At 73.8% G+C, this 16270-nt stretch carries 16 protein-coding genes; 15 read left to right on the top strand and 1 reads right to left on the bottom strand.

What is annotated here, in order from left to right; translation table 11 throughout:
• Positions 1-160: 160 nt before the first annotated feature.
• The 9 genes from ACI790_RS01150 (at position 161) to ACI790_RS01190 (ending at position 10660) form a co-directional block, all read left to right on the top strand.
• Entirely contained in the window at positions 161-805 is a 645-nt protein-coding gene (locus ACI790_RS01150; RefSeq protein ID WP_456567936.1) for a hypothetical protein, read from the top strand.
• A gap of 123 nt (positions 806-928) precedes the next feature.
• Complete coding sequence (locus ACI790_RS01155) at positions 929-1954, top strand: LLM class flavin-dependent oxidoreductase (RefSeq protein WP_456567937.1); 1026 nt, start codon at positions 929-931, stop codon at positions 1952-1954.
• Positions 1955-2096: 142 nt separating this feature from the next.
• Positions 2097-3353 (top strand): ERCC4 domain-containing protein, encoded by a 1257-nt coding sequence (locus ACI790_RS01160; RefSeq protein ID WP_456567938.1) that lies wholly within the window; start codon positions 2097-2099, stop codon positions 3351-3353.
• Positions 3350-3721 (top strand): type II toxin-antitoxin system death-on-curing family toxin, encoded by a 372-nt coding sequence (locus ACI790_RS01165; protein WP_456567939.1) that lies wholly within the window; start codon positions 3350-3352, stop codon positions 3719-3721. Before ACI790_RS01160 ends, ACI790_RS01165 begins: the two co-directional genes overlap by 4 nt.
• Positions 3722-3929: 208 nt before the next feature.
• Complete coding sequence (locus tag ACI790_RS01170) at positions 3930-5231, top strand: exonuclease domain-containing protein (protein WP_456567940.1); 1302 nt, start codon at positions 3930-3932, stop codon at positions 5229-5231.
• The gene (locus ACI790_RS01175) at positions 5228-6877 is read left to right on the top strand and encodes an NERD domain-containing protein (protein WP_456567941.1); all 1650 of its coding nucleotides are present in this window, start codon (positions 5228-5230) and stop codon (positions 6875-6877) included. Before ACI790_RS01170 ends, ACI790_RS01175 begins: the two co-directional genes overlap by 4 nt.
• Before the next feature lie 269 nt (positions 6878-7146).
• Positions 7147-8502, top strand: coding sequence for a hypothetical protein (locus tag ACI790_RS01180; RefSeq protein WP_456567942.1), 1356 nt, complete (start codon positions 7147-7149; stop codon positions 8500-8502).
• A 315-nt stretch (positions 8503-8817) separates the two neighbouring features.
• On the top strand, positions 8818-9966 hold the full coding sequence (locus tag ACI790_RS01185; protein WP_456567943.1) for a thermonuclease family protein: 1149 nt from the start codon (positions 8818-8820) through the stop codon (positions 9964-9966).
• 85 nt (positions 9967-10051) lie between these two features.
• Positions 10052-10660: an HNH endonuclease gene (locus ACI790_RS01190; protein ID WP_456567944.1), complete on the top strand. Its 609-nt coding sequence runs from the start codon at positions 10052-10054 to the stop codon at positions 10658-10660.
• Positions 10661-10689: 29 nt separating this feature from the next.
• Here the strand turns inward: ACI790_RS01190 and ACI790_RS01195 are convergent, their stop codons facing one another.
• Positions 10690-11730 carry an NAD(P)-dependent alcohol dehydrogenase gene (locus tag ACI790_RS01195; RefSeq protein WP_456567945.1) on the bottom strand — a complete coding sequence of 347 codons (1041 nt, stop codon included), beginning with the start codon at positions 11728-11730 and terminating at the stop codon, positions 10690-10692.
• Between the two features lie 133 nt (positions 11731-11863).
• Between ACI790_RS01195 and ACI790_RS01200 the strand changes: the two genes are divergently transcribed.
• From ACI790_RS01200 to ACI790_RS01225, 6 genes are all read left to right on the top strand, one after another.
• Complete coding sequence (locus tag ACI790_RS01200; RefSeq protein ID WP_456567946.1) at positions 11864-12724, top strand: NUDIX hydrolase; 861 nt, start codon at positions 11864-11866, stop codon at positions 12722-12724.
• A 319-nt stretch (positions 12725-13043) separates the two neighbouring features.
• Complete coding sequence (locus ACI790_RS01205) at positions 13044-14045, top strand: DUF3048 domain-containing protein (protein WP_456567947.1); 1002 nt, start codon at positions 13044-13046, stop codon at positions 14043-14045.
• 96 nt (positions 14046-14141) lie between these two features.
• Complete coding sequence (locus tag ACI790_RS01210; RefSeq protein ID WP_456567948.1) at positions 14142-14822, top strand: helix-turn-helix domain-containing protein; 681 nt, start codon at positions 14142-14144, stop codon at positions 14820-14822.
• 41 nt (positions 14823-14863) lie between these two features.
• Entirely contained in the window at positions 14864-15568 is a 705-nt protein-coding gene (locus ACI790_RS01215; protein ID WP_456567949.1) for a hypothetical protein, read from the top strand.
• Between the two features lie 56 nt (positions 15569-15624).
• Positions 15625-15861 carry a FitA-like ribbon-helix-helix domain-containing protein gene (locus tag ACI790_RS01220; RefSeq protein ID WP_456567950.1) on the top strand — a complete coding sequence of 79 codons (237 nt, stop codon included), beginning with the start codon at positions 15625-15627 and terminating at the stop codon, positions 15859-15861.
• Between the two features lie 5 nt (positions 15862-15866).
• The gene (locus ACI790_RS01225; protein ID WP_456567951.1) at positions 15867-16256 is read left to right on the top strand and encodes a type II toxin-antitoxin system VapC family toxin; all 390 of its coding nucleotides are present in this window, start codon (positions 15867-15869) and stop codon (positions 16254-16256) included.
• The last annotated feature ends 14 nt before the right edge of the window (positions 16257-16270 follow it).

Here is a 16270-nt window from a genome sequence, read left to right on the forward strand (position 1 = left end):
GCAGTCTGGCCGAGGCGGTTCCCCGGGGATCGGGCGGACGTGCCGGCGCCCGATCGGGTGGCGCTGCGGCGGATGCCTGCCCGGGTGGCCGCTCGCTGTCGGTGGTGCCTGCCATGGTCCGCCCCTGCCGTCACGGGGACGGCGCGGACCAGGGAGTGGCATGGGCGGATCGTTCGGTGTGCAGGCGGGGCGGGTGTGCCCCGGGTGCGGGCGGGAGGACTCCATCCCGGTGGTCTACGGGCTGCCGGGCCCCGACCTCTTCGAGCAGGCGGAGCGCGGGCGGGTCGCCCTCGGTGGCTGCCTGATGCCGGAGGAGACGGCGGCGTTCGTCTGCCGCAGTTGCGATCTGGAGTGGGGGAGCGAGTCCGATCCCACCGCCGACGAGGCCGAGCTGGCCGGGCTGCTGGACGTCGGGCACGCCGACCTCCTCCGCGCATTGGGCGCCGGGTGGCGGCGCGAGAGCGCAGCCGACGGCCAGGACGGCGTGCGGTGGTTCGTCAGCGGTGAGCCGGCGCAGCTCGCGGTCGGCGTGCAGGGGCCGTGGTTCGTCCTGGCCCGGCCGCTCACGTCGTGGGGTGAGCACCGCCCTGGCCCGCTGATGGGTGACGGTCCGCGCCTGACCCGGGACGACGTCCTGCATCAGCCACATCTCGTCGCCGATATGGCAGAGGCCATCGCCTCGCACCGGCGCCGGTCCTTCCGCTGGTGCCGCACCTGCCGCCGGGCCACCGCGCCGGAGGCGTTCGTCGCCGCCCAGGGCTCCTGCGAGCAGTGCGTCTCCGCCTTCGCCGACGCGGACGAGTGACGCCGAGCCCCGCAGGGCCGACGACGACGCCCGCGCCAGCCCGGTGCCTGGTGCCCGGACCGAGCCATCGGACAGCGCTCCTCTGTGACCATGGGACGACGACGTCGACCTGAGGAGCCGAGCATGCCCGCCCCCGGTACCCCGCTGGAGAAGCTCGGCTTTCTGACGATCGGCCTCTTCGACCGTGACGATGCCCGCGCCGGTCACGAGACGACCCTCGACGTCATCGCACTCGGTGAGCAACTCGGTTTCGACAGCGCCTTCGTCCGGCACCGCCACCTGCAGTACGGCATCTCCTCGCCGATCGCCGTCCTCGCCGCCGCCACGCAGCGGACCAGCCGCATCGACCTCGGCACCGCCGTCATCCCGCTCGGCTGGGAGAACCCGCTCCGGCTGGCCGAGGACCTCGCCACCGTCGACATCCTCTCCGGCGGCCGGCTCAACCCCGGCGTCAGCGTCGGCCCGCCGATGCGCTGGGACGACGTCAAGGAGTCGCTGTACCCCGACACCGCCGACGCCGAGGACTTCAGCTACCAGCGCGTCGAGCGGCTGCTCCGGTTCATCCGCGGCGAGCAGGCCGGCACCGTCCGCGGCCGCGAGGGCATCGAGGAGTGGTCCGACCGGGTGGAGCCGCACTCACCGGGGCTGCAGCACCGCCTCTGGTACGGCGGCGCCAGCACGCGCTCGGCGCAGTGGGCCGGCGAGCACGGCATGAACTTCCTGACCAGCAGCGTGGTGAAGGCGGAGGAGGGCTCCGTCGACTTCGCCGAGATCCAGGCCGCGCACATCCGCGCCTTCCGCGCCGCGTCGCCGGCGGGGGAGTCTGCTCGCGCCTCGCAGGGCCTCGTCGTCATCCCCACCGACTCGGCCACCGACGAGCAGCGGGCCAGGTACGCCGCCTACGTCGAGTCGCGCATGCCGCGCGTAGGCGTCCCGCAGGGGCCCGGTCGACTGCTGTTCGCCCCCGATCTGCTCGGCACCTCCGAGCAGATCGCCGAGGCGCTCTACGCGCACGCCGGCTTCCGGGAGGTGCGCGAAGTGGTCTTCGCGCTGCCGTTCAGCTTCGAGCACGACGACTACGTGCAGATCCTCACCGACATCGCCACCCGCCTCGGGCCCGCGCTCGGCTGGGGCCCCGCCAACGGGTGATCGGCGTCAGGGCGCGGGAGGCCTGCTGGGACGGCATCGGGGGCGTGCGGTCGATCCCCGCCGTCCGCCGACGTCGCACTGCACTGCGCCGCTCACCGGTGAAGATGCCCAGGGGCCGACCTCGCCGTGCCAGGCTGGAGCCGTGGTCGACGACCTGCTCATCGCGCGCAACCCCGACCCGGACTCGACGCTGCCCTACCTGGTGCGCATCCCGCTCGGCCCGGCGGGCGTCGTCGTCAAGGCTAAGGAGCCGTGGCCGCGGGCGGCCAAGGTGTACTGCCACCGGGCCGAGGAGTGGCCGGCCGACGCGGAGATCGTCGAGCGGCACCCCGTCCGGTCCTGCTCCCGCCGTGGCCCCGCGATCGACCTGGTGCTCGCCCGTGCACGGGAGAACCGCTCGCAGCTGGTCATCACCCGGGCCCGCGGCCGAGAGGTGATCTTCTGGCAGTCGCCCCGGACGACGAAGCAGGCCCGCCCCGGAGTGCACCTGCCCACCGCCCGGGCACACGGCCAGGTGCTCGACATCCTGGTCGACACCGGCGAGAAGTACCCCTACGCGTTCGGGGGCCAGCAGGCCACCACCCGGCGGCAGCGGCTCGCCGCCGGTGACTACGCCGTCGAGCTCGGCAGAGACGTGGTCGCCGCCGTTGAGCGGAAGACCCTCGAGGACCTCGCCGGCAGCCTGCTGTCGGGGAAGCTCACCTACGCCCTCGCCGAGCTGACGGCGCTGCCGCGCGCCGCCGTCGTGGTCGAGGACCGCTACAGCCGGCTGTTCAAGCTGCCGCACAGCCCCGGGCGCCCGGGTCGCCGAAGCGCTGGCCGAGGCGCAGGCGCGCTTCCCCTCCGTGCCGGTCGTCTTCTGCGAGACCGGGCCGCTGGCACAGGAGTGGACCTACCGCTGGCTCGGCGCCTGCCTCGCCGAGCTGGGTGCGGCGCGTGCCACCGAGACGGTCGAGGGCTCGTTCGCTCCCGGCCGGCCGGTGCCGGCCCGGCCCGCGTCGTCCGCCGAGATCCGGGCCTGGGCCCGGACGCAGGGCATCGACGTCAGCGACCGCGGCCGGATACCGGCCGACCTGCTCCGTCGCTATCGCCAGTCGGCGGGCTGATCGGGCTCCATGGCCGAGCGGCGGCCGGGGGAGCCGGAGCGGGAATGGGTTACCGGAAGTGGTATCAGAGCGATACCATGGCGCTCATGGCCATGACGCTGCGCATCGACGACGAGCTGGAGCGGGCGCTCGCAGCGCTCGCTGAGGCGGAGGGGACCTCGCGCCAGGAGATCGTCCGGCGGGCCGTCCTGGAGCGGCATGCGCGCAGCGGCCACGCCGCGCGGGTGCAGGAGAGCTCCGCACGGCTGGCTGAGCAGTGGGGCGATGTCCTGCACCGCCTCGGTACGGCGTGACCGAGGTCGAGTACCTCGACCTGGAGGACCTGCTGAGCCTGACCCGAGTACTGGGCGCGGGCCCGGTCAGGGACGTCGGGCTCCTGGACTCCGCCGCCGGCCGCCCTCGTGCACAGGCGTTCGGGCAGGACGCCTACGAGACGCTTCCGCTGAAGGCTGCGGCCCTGCTGCACTCGCTCGTCCGGAATCACGCGCTGGTCGACGGCAACAAGCGGCTGGGCTGGCTGGCGACGGTCGTCTTCCTCGACCTGAACGGCCACGCCCCAGACCTGGACGACGATGCAGCGTTCACACTGGTGATGGACGTGGCGGCTGGTGGCGTCGACGTCGAGGAGATCGCGTCCCGCCTCCGAGTCGTTTCTCGCTGAGTGTTCCTCCGGGCCGGGTCCAGTGCTTCCCGTAGCGCCCCGGCCGGCGATGAGCCAACGTCGGATCGCCGCGAGGTGGCCCTGGGGCTGATGTGGCATGAGCGGACCGGTTCGGCCCGAAACCCCGGCTTCCGTCGCTCCGCCGTGTCATGGTCCGCGCGTTCGTACCCCTCGGTCGACGTCCGGCCGCGAGCGCGAAGGAGCCGTCGTGACCGTTGCCGTCGTCGACGTGGAGACCACCGGCCTGTCCCCGCGGACGGACCGGGTCGTGGAGATCGGCGTCGTCCTGCTCGACGACCGCGGCGAGGTCGAGGCCGAGTTCGAGACCCTGGTCAACCCGGGCCGGGACGTCGGCCCGACCGCGCTGCACGGGATCAGCGCGACCGACGTCGTCGATGCACCGGCCTTCGCAGACGTCGCGGCGCACCTGCGCTCGCTGCTCGCCGGGCGGGTGCTCGTCGCGCACAACGCGCTGTTCGACCTGCGCTTCCTCGCCCGCGAGTTCGGCCGCGCCGGCCAGCCCACCGCCCTGTCGCCGACGCTGTGCACGATGCGCCTGGCGCCGCTGTTCTTCGGGTCGGGCACGCGGTCGCTCCAGGCGCTGTGCGGCTTCCTCGACATCCCGCTGGTCCACGGGCACGCTGCGCTGCACGACGCCCGCGCCACCGCGGAGCTGATGCTTGCCATGCTCGCCTCCGATCTCGGCGGCGGGTCGCTGGCCGGTGCCGGGGTGCGGGTCGACTTCGCCGATGACGGCAGCTACCGCGGCTTCGAGGCCCTCGACGGCGGCTGGACCGACCTGGTTGCTGCCGCGAGCGCGTACGCCGACGGCAGCACGTGCCCGCCGTGCCGGACGCTGCCCCGCGACGCCGCCACCGCCGCCGTCCGCGAACGGGACGGCTACCTCGCCGGCCTCGTCACCGCCCTGCCGGCGTTGGACGACGCACCGCCCAGCATGGCGCCGTATTTGACCGTCCTCGACCAGGTGCTGGAGGACCGGCTGGTCAGCGTCGCCGAGGCCGACCAGCTCGTCTCGCTCGCCGGCGAGCTCGGCTGCGGGCCCGACCACGTCACGGCCGCGCATCGCGTCTACCTGGAGGCGCTGGCCACCGCGGCGTACGCCGACGGCGTGGTCACCGACGGGGAGCGGACCGACCTCGAGCGCGTGGCGTCGCTGCTCGGCATGCGCAGCAAGGACGTTGACCTGGCGCTGTCGGTCGTCCGCAGCGGCGCGCGGGTCTCGCTGCCCCAGCGTGAGGCAGTCTTCGCGCCGGGCGACCGGGTCGTCTTCACCGGGACCATGAGCCGGACCCGCGACGAACTCGAGCAGTCCGCCCGGGACGCCGGCCTGCGGCCGATGTCCTCGGTGTCGAAGCAGACCGGCGTCCTCGTGTGCGCCGACCCGCACTCGCAGTCGGGCAAGGCCAGCAAGGCGCGGGCGCTCGGCGTCCGGGTGATCAGCGAGGCGGTGTTCTGGGAGGCGCTCTCGGTGACCGGGGCACGCGCGTGACCGCCCGCCTGTTCCCCGACGACCCGGAGTTCGTCCATGCGTCCGAGGAGCTCTTCGTCCGGACGCTGCGCGAGCAGCTGCCCGATGACGCCGCCGTCTTCTGCAACGTCCGGCTGAGCGACCGCTCGCAGGACCGCGAGGCCGACGTCGTCGTCGCCTGGCCGGGCGTGGGCGTCGCCGTCGTCGAGGTCAAGGGTGGCAGCGTCACCCTGCAGCGGGGGGAGTGGCGGCAGGGTGGGGACGGCACCGACCGGGTGATCCACCCGGTCGTCCAGGCCGTCGCCTGCAAGCACCTGCTGTGCAACTACCTCGCCGAGCACCCCCGCTGGTCCGCCGGCCGGCCCAGGACCGCGCACCTCGTCGCGCTGCCGGCCACCACGCTGGCATCGGACTTCAGGGCGCCCGGCCTCGCCCGCTGGATGGCGATCGACACGACCGACGTCCCGCACGCCGCCGCCCGGATCAGGGCGGCGCTGGACAAGGTCCGCGACGAGCCCGAACCACCGACCGCCGAGGACGTCGAGATGCTCGTCGACTGCCTGGCCGGCACCGCCATCCCGCAGCAGCACCTGCTCGCCCAGCTCGCCGAGCGCGAGGCCGCTTGCGACCTGCTCACCAGGGACCAGGCCAAGGTCCTCGACCTGCTGGCGTCCTTCCCCCGGGTCGAGATCCGGGGCGGCGCCGGCTCGGGAAAGACCTGGCTGGCCGTCGAGAAGGCCCGCCGCCTCGCCGCGGACGGGCAACGGGTCGCGGTCATGTGCTACTCGCGGGGCCTGGCCGAGTTCCTCAAGCGCCGCGTCGAGACGCTGCCGAAGCGGCAGCGGCCGGCCTACGTCGGCACCTTCCACAACCTCGGCATCGGCTGGGGCGTCGCGCCGGGCTCGGACGACGACAGCGGCTACTGGGAGGAGTTCCTGCCCGCGGCGATGGTGTCGCTGGCGGCGGAGCTCCCGGTGGGCGAGCGGTTCGACGCGATCGTCATCGACGAGGGGCAGGACTTCGCCCAGAGCTGGTGGGACGCCGTCCTCGCGGCGCTGCGCGACCCGGTCACCGGCTGCCTGTACGTGTTCTCCGACGAGGGGCAGCGGATCTTCGCCCGGCAGGGCCGGCCGACCGTCGACCTGATGCCCATCCCGCTCAACGAGAACCTGCGCAACACCAAGCAGATCGCCGGCACCTTCTCCAGCCTCGCGCCCGAGCAGATGAAGATCCGCGGCTCGTCCGGCGTGCCGGTGCGGTTCGTCCAGTGCTCCACGGAAGACGCCGTCGACGCGGCCGACGACGTCGCCGAGTCGCTGCTGGACGACGGGTGGCCGCCCGAGTCGGTGGCGCTGCTGACCACGCACCGGCGCCACCCGGTCCAGGTGGAGCGGCAGGCCGAGGGGCAGGACGCCTACTGGGCGACCTACTGGCAGGACGACGACGTCTTCTACGGGCACGTGCTCGGCTTCAAGGGGCTGGAGCGGCCGGCCGTCGTGCTGGCCGTCAACGGCTTCCGGGACGAGGCGCGCGCGAAGGAGATGCTTTACGTCGCGCTGTCCCGCGCCCGGGACCTGCTGGTCGTCTGTGGCGACCTGAGCCTCATCGGCGAAGTGGGTGGCGATGCCGTCGTCCGCCGGCTCACCTCGGAGGCCGCGCCCGCGTAGCCGGGTCAGGTCCTCGTTCCGGCCCGATCGGCGCCGGGCACCGCGGATCCGGCACGCGTCTGCGGGCCGAGAGGCCGTCCATCTGCCTGCCATGACGGGTGCACAGCCGGCCCCCTCGGGTGCCTGACCAGCCGGACGAGGCGACGCCGCCGACACTCACCTGTTCGGGTGGTTGCACGCAGTGGGCGGCGGCAAGGCCCGATCGCTGTCACTGGGGGATGGCACGGTGCGCCGGACAGACGCCCCTCGAGTGCTCGGAGGAACCGGTCGTGACGTCAGTGGTCGACGAGCTCTGGCGGTCAGCCCAGAGGCTCTCCTGGTCCGATCGACCTCAGAAGCTCGACGTCGAGGCGGTGGCCGCAGCCGTCCGTCGCTCCGACGCGGTCGTGTCCGTCCACCGGCTCGCCCCCGGGTTGGTCAGTTCGTGCGCCCTGGTCATCACGTCACGGGCCCTGCTGGTGGGTGCCGCCCACCCCGGGCGCCACCTCCAGCGGGCTCTGGCCTGCGCTCCGTCGAAGTACCGCTACAACTCGAAGGTCCTCGTCGTGCCTCGCGACGACATCTTCCGGGTCGGGCTGGCCTCCGAGGCCATCTTCATCCACACCGCTGCGGGCGCCATCGAACTGACCGCGCCGGCGGGCGCGAACCGCCATCAGGACCTCGAGCAGGCGGTGCTGGACCTGGACCGGCCGAACGGGGGGCCGATGCGATCCGGACCCGTCGTCCCTGCGCCTGAGCCTGCGGTCGACGACGACGTGCAGTACCCGGGCCTCTGGAGCAGCCGCTACCTCGTCGACGGCGAGATCCTGATCGCCCGCGCGCCCGCTGACGACCGGACCGGAGTCGGCACCGAATGGCTGATGTCGGCCGGGTGCGCGTGGCGGCGCATGCCCCGGTGGGCGCAGTGGGCCCTGGCCATCGCCGTGTTCTTCCTACTGCAGACGGTCGCGGTGCCTGCGGGGGTGGTCTTCGCCGTGCTGATGCTCCTCTTCATAGGCGGGACCGACCCGGCCACCACGGCGGACCGCCGCGCCGAGGCGACCGCCGCGCGGCGACGCCCACGGCCGGGCTCGCCGGAGGCCGTGCTCGCCGCCTCGCGCTCGGTCGAAGCCCGGGTGGCTGGTGCCGCGTGCCGGGCGTGGGACGAGACGGTGCGGGAGCCGTCGTGGTCCTCGCCGGCGCTGGCCGGAACTCGGGACGCCTTCGACGGGCGGGCCGAGGTCGACACGGTCGTGGACCTGGCCATCCGCATCCATGAGGCCCGGGAAGCACTCGGCGCCCGGCCGGAGGGGCCGGCTGGCGACTACTGGCAGCAGCAGCTGGACGCCCTCGACCGGGCCGCGCTGAGGCTCGGAGAGCGGGCCGACGCGCTCATCCGTCACCGCGATCAGGCCGCGGACCTCTCCGCCGAGTTGGCGCAGCTCGCCGAGCTGGAGCGGCTGGAGCGCTCGGCGCTCGTGATCGACGACCTGACCATCGCGACCTCGGCGACGCCCGGAAGTCCCGGGCAGCTGCCGGTGTCGGAGCAGATCACCGCGGCTCGCCAGACCGTCGGCGAGCTCATCGACCTGATGACACGAACCCGGGCGCCGCTGGCCCAGCCGACTCGACCTCCGGCGTTCTAGCGGCGAGCTGCCCGTCACCCGGACGGCACCGACCTGCACCTCTTCGTCCTGCGCGACACCGAGTGGGCGAGGTTCCAGGCGAACCCCACGATGCCCACAGTGCAGGCGGCGCTCGGCGGGAGCGACGTCTACGTGGACCCCGGGTACTCCGACGGCGATGACGACGTCGACGTGCCCGGCTGGCTCTGCCCCGCCCGGTTCTGCTGAGCCGCGTCGACCGTCGGCCGTAGCCGGCCTGGCCATCCCCCCTGCGGGTGGCCGAGCTCGGCGTCTGCCGGTCGATGACCGGATCGGCCCCTAGCCTGGCTCGGTCGCGTGTCGTCTTCGAGCAAGGAATCGACGTTGGCAAAGTTGCTCGCCGTCGCGAGTGCGCACAAGGCCGCCACGGCGGTCGCCGTGGCGGCCGTCGTCGCCGGCGGTGGGATCGTGCACGCGGCCACGGATGACACGACGACGGCGACGGTCACCAAGGTCGTGGACGGCGACACGATCGACGTCCGGTACGACGGAGACACCCACCGCGTGCGGCTGCTGAACGTGGACACCCCCGAGTCCGTCGACCCCGATCAGCCGGTCGAATGCCTCGGGCCCGAGGCGACGGCCTGGCTGGAACAGCGGTTGCCCGTGGGGACCGACGTGCGGCTCGAGCGGGACGAGGAGGTCCAGGACAAGTACGGCCGCGAGCTGGCCGCCGTGTTCCTCGGAGAGCAACTCGTCAACGCGGAGATCGCTCGCGCCGGTCTGGGATATGCGATGTCCGTCGGGGGCAACACGAAGTACTTTCCTCCCGTTCAGGCGGCCGAGGCCGAGGCTCGGGTGGCCGGTCGCGGTCTGTACTCGGCCGAGGTCGCCTGCACCATCCCGGCCCAGGTCGAGCAGCTGCAGGAGTCGGCGACGGAAGCGGTCGATCAGGCCCCTTCTGCGACCGCCGACCTGGCGGACTTCGATGCACACGCGGCCGAGCTCGCTGTCGTGGCGTCGTCCGCGAGAACTCTCATCCACCTGTTCGACGGGGACATCGATGCCTTCCCGCTGGTCGCCCACGGCGGCGGGCACGTGGCGGTCTACCGGGCGCTCGTGGAGGCGGTCGAGAGCCGGGTGGAGAGGGCGACCTCCGCGAACAGCACTGCGCGCCAGGCGCGCGAGCGTCAGCTGGCAGCCGAGGCCCGCCGTGCAGCGGAGGAGGCGGCTCGCAAGGCGGCTGAGGAGGCGCGCATCGCCGCCGAGGAAGCCGCCCGCCAGGCCGCCGAAGAAGCCGAACGGGCCGCGGCTGCGGCTGCTGCCCGTGCAGCCGAACGGTCGTCGTCCGGGTCGGGGAGCACCTCCCGTTCGCCGGGGACGTCCGGCACGCCACGGACGACTGCGCCACCTCCCCCGGCTCGGTCCGATTTCGACCCCAGCACGTACACCGGCTGCCGTAGCTACGCACCGGGCGGCAAGACGTGGAGTCCCATCCCGTGCTGACTTCTGGAGCCGACACGAGCAGAGGCCCCCACGACCGGAGCGTCTTGCCGCGACCGCGTCGCCGTCATCCTGCTCGCGTGCCCGCATGACGGACGGGACAGCGGCGTACGCCGCTACGGGGCTCGACCCGCTGCTGCCGCTCGAGGTGACCGGTCTGGGGACCGATGTTCCAGCCATGGGGACCGAGCCCGGAACGGTCCCGGGTGGTCTGGTGGAGGCGGGCCTGCCCGACGTCTTGAGTGACCTGCTGCGGTCTCTCGTGGATGCGGCCGCAGCGCATCCGTGGCCGGCCGGGTTCCTCGCTCTCCTCGTCCTGGGGCGGATGGTCCGCGCGGTGCGGACGGCGGTCCACGGGCGTCATCCCCGGGATCCGCAGCGGCTGTTCGTCGGCGCCGATCGGGCGACGCTCCTGGCGCGTGCCGGTCGTCGCTGCGAGCACCACTCCTGGCTGTCCGGCCGCTGCCCGACCACGGAGAGGCTGCAGGCCGATCACGTGCACCCGCACAGCCGCGGCGGGGCGACGAGCCTCGCCAACGGCCAGGTCCTGTGTGGCCGGCACAACGCACGCAAGGCGAACCGCATCCCGTGGACCTGGGAGCTCGACCGTCTGGCGCGACGCCGTCAGGCGTACTTCCCGCCCGGCACGCCGACCCAGGTCGTGCGTCACCGCGAGGCCACGGCGGCGTCGGCGTAGCCGTACCGGGGGCTCCGGCGGCCGGGAGATCAGTCGCCGGGGACGACGACGGCGCGGCCGCGGATCGTGCCCTTGTGCAACTTCCGGTAGGCGTCCGGCGCCTGGTCGAGTGAGTACCTCTCCACCTCGACGTGGATCACACCGGCCCGCGCCAGGTCGAGCACCTCCATCAGCTCCGACCGCGTGCCCCAGTACGGCGCCCGCACCGACGCGCCCATCGGCGTCGAGAAGAAGCCGGTGGGCAGCAGCCCGCCACCGATCCCGACGATCTGGATGACGCCGTCCAGCGCGACCGACTTCCGGGCGATCTCCATGGTCGGCGGGGCCCCGACCATGTCGAACACCACCTGCGCACCCACGCCGCGGGCGAGCGCCCGGATCTCCCCGACGGCGGACGCGTCCGACAGCAGCACGTGGTGCGCGCCCACCTCGCGGGCCAGCTCGAGCTTCTGCTCGCTGATGTCCAGCGCGACGACGGTGGCCCCGGTGATCGCCCGCAGGATCTGGATGCCCACGTGCCCGAGCCCGCCGGCGCCGATCACCACGGCCGTGCTCCCGGCCGGCAGCGCACCGAGGCTGGAGACGATCGCGTGGTACGGCGTCAGCCCGGCGTCGGTGAGCGACACGGTGGCCACCGGGTCGAGGTCGCCGAGCGGCACCAGGTGCCGGACGTCGTCCACGATCAGGTACTCGGCCAGCGCGCCGGGGGAGCCCAGCCCCGGCGGCGCGATGCCCAGCTCCGCCGCGCGCGGGCAGTAGTTCTCCGCGCCGCGCGCGCACGCGTGGCACAGCCCGCAGCCCCACGGCCCGTACACCGCCATCGGCTCGCCGACCTCCACGCCGGTGACGCCGGAACCCAGCGCGTCGACGACGCCGGCCCCCTCATGGCCGAGCGTCAGCGGCAGGCCGTAGGCGTACTGCTCGGCCGGCAGGCTCATGACGAACGCGTCGGAGTGGCACAGCCCCGCGGCGGTCACCCGCAACCGGACCTGCCCCGGTCCCGGTTCCGGCGTCGGGACGTCGACCACCTCGGGCTCGCCGCCGATGGTCCGGTACTGCACCGCACGCACGCCTGCTCCTCCGTTGACCGGGACGAGGTCTCCTCGGACGTTAGGGCCTCGCCGCGGCGGGCGGCGAGCCCTGCGGCCCCCGCGCGATCAGGGGCACGGCGCCAACGCCGCGCCCCGGTGCGAGCATGAGGCCATGCCAGCCGATCGCACCGAACTCGTCGAGCGGTACCTGCGCGGAGAGACCGACGTCGTCGAGCCTCGCGACGCCGCCAGCGTGGTCCTCCTCCGCGACGGTGCGGCCGGCCCGGAGGTCTACCTGCTGCGGCGCCGTCCCACGATGGCCTTCGCCGCCGGCATGCACGTCTACCCGGGCGGCTCGGTCGACCCCCGCGACCGCGAGGCCGCGGAGCACTGGGCCGGCCCGCCACCCGCCGAGTGGGCCGAGGCGTTCTCCTGCGATCCCGAGCTGGCGGTCGCGCTCGTCTCCGCGGCCGTCCGCGAGACGTTCGAGGAGTCCGGCGTCCTGCTCGCCGCGCACCGGGACGGCACCCTGGTCACCGACACGACGGGGGAGGACTGGGAGCGCGACCGGCTCGCGCTCATCGAGGGGACGCTGGCCCTCAGCGACTTCCTGAGAGCACGCTCCCTGCTGCTGCGCGCCGACCTGCTCCGCCCCTGGGCGCACTGGGTCACCCCCGAGTGGCAGACCCGCCGGTTCGACACGCGATTCTTCCTCGCCGCGCTCCCGGCCGGTCAGCGCACCCGGGACGTCGGCGGCGAGGCCGACCGGGTGACCTGGATGCCGGTCGCCGAGGCGTACCGGGGATTCCGCGACGGGTCGCTGGTCATGATGAACGCCACCGCGTCGACCCTGCGCGACCTCACCGCCCACCGGGACGTGGCGTCCGCGATGGCGGAGCCGCGCCGCATCCGGCCGATCCTGGGGCGTCCGGTGCTCACCGACGGCCGGCTGGAGTACGTGTACGACGGGGATGACGGCCCGACTCCGCTCTCCGGGCTGGTCGAGCCGTTCGAGGACCCGACGCCGACCTGAGCGGCGGCAGCCGACTCGGCGAGGCCGATCCACGAGCAGCCGGTCCAGTTCCTGGAAGCGGCTCGGCGGTGACCGGGTCGGGGGTCCGGTGAATCGTGCCGATACAGAAGGGGCAAGACGTCACCGAGTCAGGGAGCTCCCCGTGCCCACGTCGACCGCACCGCGGCCGCGCTCCCGGTCGACGGCCGGCCGCGGGTCTCCGAAGCGCTCCCGGCCGACGAAGGGCTCCGGTCGGCGATCGGGGCCGGCGAAGCGGAGGACCGCGAGAGGTCGCCGGCGCTCCGGGCCCCGGCGCGCCGGCCGGCTTCTCCTGCTCGCGGTGCTGGTGGTCGCCGGCGTCGTCGTGTGGCCGGCGGTCAAGCCGCACGTGTCGGCACTGCCGCTCCTCGACTCGGTGCTCGCCGGCACGTCACCGTCCGGGCCCACCTGGCCGCTGACCGGCGTGCCGGCCGACACGATCCCCGACCGCCCGGCGCTCGCCGTGAAGATCGAGAACTCCGTCGCCGCCCGCCCGCAGACCGGGCTGAACGCCGCGGACATGGTGTGGGAGCAGGTCGTCGAGGGCGGCATCACCCGGTTCGTCGCCGTCTACCACTCCACCCTTCCGCCCGAGATCGGCCCCGTGCGGTCGATCCGGCCGATGGACCCCGCGATCGCCGCACCCCTCGGCGGGCTGCTCGCGTTCTCCGGCGGGGTGCCCGCCTACGTCACCGCCGCTCGGGACGCCGGACTGCAGGTGGTCACGCAGGATGCCGGCGCCGACGGGTTCTTCCGGACGACGAGCCGCTCGGCGCCGCACAACGTCCACGCGGTGCCGCAGACGCTCGTCGACCAGGCCGACGCCACGCATCGGGCCTCGCCCGGCGCCCAGTTCGACCACGCCGCGACGGGAGAGCAGTCCACCGCCGTCGCCGCGGGGCAGCCGACGACCACGCTGGACCTCACGCTGTCGGGGATCAGCAGTCCCCGGTGGGCCTGGAGCGCCGCGGACGGTCGCTGGCTGCGCGCCGAGGGGAGCACCCCGGCGGTCGAGGCAGACGGCGCGCGGATCGGTGCCGCCAACGTCGTCGTCCTGCGCGTCGACGTCGTCCAGACGGGAGCCCGCGATCCGGCCGGCAACCCCGTTCCGGAGACGATCCTGACCGGCAGCGGGCGGGCCCTCGTCGCCTCCGGCGGGCACACGGTCGAGGCGACGTGGTCCAAGCCGGCCGTTGGCGACCGGGTGGAGCTGACCGATGCGGACGGCGACCCCGTGGCCCTGGCGCCCGGGACCACCTGGGTCGAGTTGGTCCCCCACTCCGGCGAGGTCGCCACCGGCTGAGTGTTCGCTGCGCGGCGCGTCGCGGACACGGTCGACGCGACGTGTTGGCACAATAGGGCCCATCAGACACCCATTTGTGCGACCGAGGGGACCGGCATGCTGACCGTCGACCAGGCCGCCGAACGTCTCGGCGTCGAACCGGAGCAGGTCCGCCGGTTGATCCGTGCCGGGAAGCTGGCGGCCCGCAGGGTCGGTCGGACGCTCGTGCTCGACGAAGATGCCGTGGAGGGGCGGGCGCGGCTGCCGATCACGGCGGGGCGTGCTCTGGCCCCGCGGACGGTGTGGGCCGCGCTGTGGCAGCTCTCCGGGGAGGACGTCGACTGGTTGGCGCCAGCTGACCGCTCCCGGCTGCTGACCCGGCTGCACGGCTACGACGCCGAGCGACTGGTCGCCGCAGCCCGGGACCGAGCGGAGCGCCACGAGCTGCGGGTCCTGCCTGCCTACCGGCAGCGGTTGCTCGCCGCCGACGGCGTCGTCCCCTCCGGACTGACCGCGGCGGCTGCCGTCGGCGCCGACATCGTCGCCGCTGAGGCCGCGGCCGAGGTGTACTGCGCTCACGGCACGCTGGACGAGCTGCGCCGCGAACTGGGCCTGTCCGAACGAGGGGAGGCCAACCTCGTGGTGCGTGTGCCGCGGTACGACGGGTTGGAGTTGGCCGGCCGCACTCACATGCCGGCTGCGGTCGTCGCCGTCGACCTCGCCGAGTCACCCGACGTGCGTACCCGGCGGGCCGGCCTGGACCTGCTCACCGACGCGCTGGGCGACCTTCCCCGGTGACCGGCGCTGCGGCAGCCGAGCCGCATGTCGAACTGCCGGCGGTGGCCGGTCCGCTGGACATCCTCTGGGACCTGGTCCTCGACCTCGCCGAACAGCTGCCGCCGACCGGCTGGGTGCTCGTCGGCGGCCAGATGGTCATGCTGCACGGGCTGCTCGCCGGGCGGGTGGCCACGCGGGCCAGCCAGGACGTCGACGTCCTCGCCGACCTGCTCACCGACGAGGCCGGACTGGTGCGCTGCGTGCGCGCGGTGCGAGACCTGGACCTCGAACCGCAGCCGGACGCCGCCGGCAAGGTCTACCGCTTCGTCCGGGCCCGGGACCAGGCACGCGCCGACGTCCTGGCACCGGACCACACGCCCCCGCGGCGGCGGCTGCGCACGGTTGGCGGGGACACGTTCCGCATCGACGGCGGCACCCAGGCCCTGCAGCGGGCGACGCCGGTGCAGGTGACGAAGGGCGAGCGGGCGGCGTCGGTCCCGGTGCCGGACCTGCTCGGCGCCCTGGTGCTCAAGGCTGCCGCCTGGGCCACCGACGCCCGCGATCGGGAGCGGCACAGCGGGGACGCGGCTTTCCTGGCCGGTCTGATTCCCGACCCGCTCGCCGAGCGGGACCGGTTCGCCGGTAGTGACCGCAAGCGGCTGCAGCGCCTCGACCAGGTGCTCGGCCATCCGGACGCTCCCGAATGGCGCCGGCTCGGCGACGCCGCGGACGACGGCTACGCCACCTGGCGGCTGCTGCTCGGCTGAGCCCGACCACGGCTTCAGCGCCGCCGTAGTGCTGCATGCGCTGCTAATCTGCATGCGTGCCGGTATCCATGACGATCCGCGACGTTCCCGACGACGTTCGGGACGAGTTGGCGGCCCGCGCGGCCAGAGCCGGGCAGTCGCTGCAGGAGTACCTGCGGGCAGAACTGGTGGCGCTGGCCCGGCGCCCCAGCCCGGACGCCCTGTGGGACCGCGTGCAGCACCGCGTGCTCACCACCGGCAGTCAGCTGTCCGGTGACGCGGTCCTCGAGCTGCGGGATGCCGACCGCAGGTGACCATCGTGGTCGATGCATCCGCCGTCGTCGCCGCGCTGATCGACGGGGGACCGGACGGCTCCTGGGCGCGGGCCGGGCTGCGCGGCGAGGACCTCGCCGCGCCACAGCACCTGTACGTCGAGGTGTCCGACGTGCTCCGGCGCGCCGTGCTCGCCGGCCGGCTCGGCGCGGACGTCGGCGCACTGGCCCACCGTGATCTCGTCGAGCTGCCGCTGACGAGCTTCCCGTTCGAGCCACTGGCCGACCGCGTGTGGGAACTGCACCCCGGGGTCACCGCGTACGACGCCGCCTACGTCGCACTGGCCGAGGCGCTCGAGGCGCCGCTGTGGACGCTCGACCGGCGTCTCGCCGCTGCGCCCGGTCTGCGGTGCGCCTTCCGACTGCCCCAGCCGTGAGCCGCACCTCGCGA

The organism is Blastococcus sp. SYSU DS0539 (genome assembly GCF_054050855.1).

Bases quoted from the DNA above. Each gene is read 5' to 3' on its own strand.
- ACI790_RS01150 (WP_456567936.1), top strand. From the start codon at position 161: ATGGGCGGATCGTTCGGTGTGCAGGCGGGGCGGGTGTGCCCCGGGTGC.
- ACI790_RS01155 (WP_456567937.1), top strand. From the start codon at position 929: ATGCCCGCCCCCGGTACCCCGCTGGAGAAGCTCGGCTTTCTGACGATC.
- ACI790_RS01190 (WP_456567944.1), top strand. From the start codon at position 10,052: ATGACGGACGGGACAGCGGCGTACGCCGCTACGGGGCTCGACCCGCTG.
- ACI790_RS01200 (WP_456567946.1), top strand. From the start codon at position 11,864: ATGCCAGCCGATCGCACCGAACTCGTCGAGCGGTACCTGCGCGGAGAG.
- ACI790_RS01210 (WP_456567948.1), top strand. From the start codon at position 14,142: ATGCTGACCGTCGACCAGGCCGCCGAACGTCTCGGCGTCGAACCGGAG.